At 49.0% G+C, this 3,289-nt stretch carries 4 protein-coding genes; all 4 read left to right on the forward strand.

Features of this window, described 5'->3' with window-relative positions; all coding sequences use genetic code 11:
* Positions 1-121: 121 nt before the first annotated feature.
* The 4 genes from QUA33_RS27820 to QUA33_RS27835 all read left to right on the forward strand — a co-directional run bounded on the left by QUA33_RS27820 (position 122) and on the right by QUA33_RS27835 (position 3,217).
* A complete protein-coding gene (locus QUA33_RS27820; protein ID WP_333152964.1) occupies positions 122-661 on the forward strand; it encodes a hypothetical protein in 540 nt (179 codons plus the stop codon).
* Positions 658-933 (forward strand): hypothetical protein, encoded by a 276-nt coding sequence (locus QUA33_RS27825; RefSeq protein WP_333152966.1) that lies wholly within the window; start codon positions 658-660, stop codon positions 931-933. The genes QUA33_RS27820 and QUA33_RS27825 overlap by 4 nt, the downstream gene beginning before the upstream one ends.
* A 284-nt stretch (positions 934-1,217) precedes the next feature.
* Positions 1,218-1,496 (forward strand): hypothetical protein, encoded by a 279-nt coding sequence (locus tag QUA33_RS27830; protein ID WP_333152968.1) that lies wholly within the window; start codon positions 1,218-1,220, stop codon positions 1,494-1,496.
* A gap of 134 nt (positions 1,497-1,630) precedes the next feature.
* Positions 1,631-3,217 (forward strand): hypothetical protein, encoded by a 1,587-nt coding sequence (locus tag QUA33_RS27835; protein ID WP_333152969.1) that lies wholly within the window; start codon positions 1,631-1,633, stop codon positions 3,215-3,217.
* The last annotated feature ends 72 nt before the right edge of the window (positions 3,218-3,289 follow it).

Consider the following 3,289-nt stretch of genomic DNA (forward strand, 5'->3'; position numbering starts at 1 on the left):
ACTGTAATTAACTCATAATTTTGCCGGAAATATCATTATACTATGTATTTCTGTAATTAATTCTGTCTGACTACTTAATCGGCGGTTTAGCGATGCTGCTGATTGGTTTGGGGGTGTTTCTATGCAGTTAAAACTGTTTGTATTGAGTGCGTCCTCTGTCGTTCTGTGGCTGACTCCACTAGCGACACTAGACAAAACGCTAGACACTCACAAAGCGGTGCAAGGGGTGAGTTTGTGTGCTGCAATTGCTTGTGCAGTGTCGGCGGGCAACATCGCCCGCAAACTGTCAGAGCAGGGTGAGATTGAGGCAATTAAAGAGCGAGCAATCACCGCCGATGTGATTGATGAAATTAGTACATCTGCCTACGTTTCACAGCAACAAAGACAGCAGGAAGCTGAGCTTATCCTGACTTCCCCTGGCGTTGACGTGGAAGCTAGCCGTCAAGCGCTGGAAGCTATATACAGTAGCGACTTACAGGAAACCGTTTCCGCTTCCGACTCTCCCGATTACCCTATATATTTGGAAGTTTGTAAGTCAATGGAAGCGGGTAAGTCTGTGACTTGGATTGTTGAAAATGTCCTCAAGATGGGAGGGCGCAAATTCTCAGAAGGCAAAGTGAAACTGCAAAATTTACTCAATCAGTTTGAGGGGGAGAAATGACAACAAATCAAATACCGACACAAGCTGCGATGCGACTGACTGGAACTAACGCGGAACTAAAGCTCTGCTTAAGCGCTTTGTTGGATAAAGGGTTCACATGGAAAAGCAACGGCAGGTATTACCCGCAACGAGGGGAGGGCAACAAGTACGCTTACTATCTTGATGACCTGCAATTGCCTCAGATCGGGGTAGCAGTCCCGCCAACACCAACACCAGGGGAACCACAACCTCGACCGCGGGATGCGGTTCTGGGTGGTCAGGGCGATCGGTAGCGGCCAAAAAAGGGAGGGGCTGGTTACGGGCTACCTCCCGGCCAAGAATTTCCAATGGGCGAGATAATATTCTATTAGCCGAGCAAGCTCATCACTCAGAAGCCTTAATTTGGGTGCGTTGTTTAGCGTTTTTACCACGGAAACCTAATAGGTTTCCCGAAACTTAGCAGCGTGTTGTTTAGTGTTTTGCTGGAGGAACCTATTAGGTTTCGGAAATATTTAGAAATGTTGCGACTAAAAATCGCATCTTGGGACGAAGTGAGCCCCCAACGTAAAATATCCCTATGCCCATCCTGCCCCCACTAACGCCAAAAGAGAAAGCACAAATCCGCCGAGAGTGGCGGGTATGGTTGCGGTGTTTTCTGAAGCACTTTTGGGGCGGGCGGTTTCCCAGACAGGGACACATTGAATCGGAAGAGTTGGCGTGGGTAAAGTTTGTGGCTCTCTTGTCAATCTGCCACCTTTTCGCCCAACTCTTGAAAAATCTTCTTCTCATCCCTAAATTCTGCAATGGCTTGATAGGTGTCAGCCATACCGACAGTCTAGCCGACTCCGCTTACTAAAGTTTGCGGAACGGTTCCACCTGTCTAGTTCCAAATTTTCAAACTGTAAACGCCAAAAAACCGCTGCCAGCAATTGGAACCTGTCGTCAGCGGTCTTTGGTCAAATTCACCTCGGCAATGAGGCCGACTTATCTATGAATAATAACTCAACCAACGGACAAAAACCAAGCGCCCGTAAACTTATCCGTGTATCCAAAGACCGCCCATGCCCTCACTGCGGTAAACCTGACTGGTGTTATTCGATCGGCGAACTTTCAGTGTGTAGTCGCAATCAACCGCCCGCTACGGGTTGGGAAGTGACTACTAAATCCGATCAGGACGGTCATTTTTACTACGCCCCAGTCCAAGAAAAGAAAGCCATCCGCCCCGCTCAAACCCGCCATTGGGAATATCCAGACCGCGACGGCTCCCCACTTGTCAGGGTACGGCGGGTTGATTTCGGCGACGGACGCAAGAAGGATATCAAGCAACAGCACTGGGACAAAGACAAAAACGACTGGGTAATGGGTTTGGGCAAGGTCGAACGTGCCAGCATCCCGATCTACCGCTATGCCGATGTCAAAAAGGCGATCGCAAACGGCGACTGGATTTTCATTGTTGACGGCGAGTCGTGTGCGGATGCACTTCGGGATTTAGGGTTGGCCGCTACCACCAGTATTGGCGGTATGGGTAAATGGCGAATCACTGACACAAGCGATTTACAAGGTGCAAAGGTTGTTATTTGCCCTGACCGTGACATACCAGGCATTGAAGACGCGGCTAAAGTTTCCCAGCACTTCCCCGACGCAATGTGGCTCTACTGTTACCCCGAATCTGGAGCCTGGGACAATTTGCCAAAAAGTCAGGGATTAGATGTCAAAGATTGGATTGACAGCGAAAAACTCAACGCTCAAGACATACTAAATTTCCTTACTCCTCACCCGCGCACGCGAGAAGAAGTAGTATGCCAGAAGTATGACAGTAGTGCAAACGACTACATCCCAGATACTGCACCGACTCCAGAGCAAAACTACGTGCAGAAAGCTGTGGATGCGCTGTACTCTGACACGCCCTGGGTATCCATAGCAGGACAGCTTTTTGAGTTCACCGGGACTCATTATGAGTTGCGAACGGAAGCTACCGAGAAGCGGCGTATTCTTGACTGGCTAAGCACTTACTCCGAATTTGTAAGAGGGAAGTACCGCTGCAATCGGGCTAACTCTGCCAGTGTCAACGAGGTCTACAGCTATATGCTTTTAGCTGTGGCCGTAGACCCTAACACCATCAATCCTGATGGGTTGAACACTTCTAAAGGGGTAGTGAAAATTAACCCTGACGGTTCTCACTCGCTTGTGCCACATGACCCTAACCAGGTCTATACCTATGTTGGCTGCACGTATGACCCCGATATCGACTCAACTGACTGCGATCGCCTTTTAGAATGCTTGGAGCCGTCGCAGCGTGAGGTATTTTTGCGGACTGCTGCTGCTGCGTTGAATTTAAAGCTGGTGCGTTCAAAGTTGACGGGACGGGGTGTTAAAGGTTTACTGTGTTACGGCGAGGGGTCTAACGGCAAGGATACGCTGCGGGCCGTTTTGGCCGCTGTTTTTGGGCGGGGAATGACTGGTAAATCGCTGTCAGACTTCAAGTCTTACGACAATGGCCGCAAGTTCTCTCTGGCAGGAATTGAAGGAAGCATCTGTAACTGGGCTTCAGAGAACACTGCAAAAGTAGACCTATAGCCTTTCTCAGAAAGATGAGGTACAATAACAGCAGTGTGTAAACCAGTTAAAAATATTTGATGATGTAACTTG

It is taken from the genome of Microcoleus sp. Pol14D4 (genome assembly GCF_036701245.1).
In the GTDB taxonomy this organism is placed as follows: domain Bacteria; phylum Cyanobacteriota; class Cyanobacteriia; order Cyanobacteriales; family Microcoleaceae; genus Microcoleus.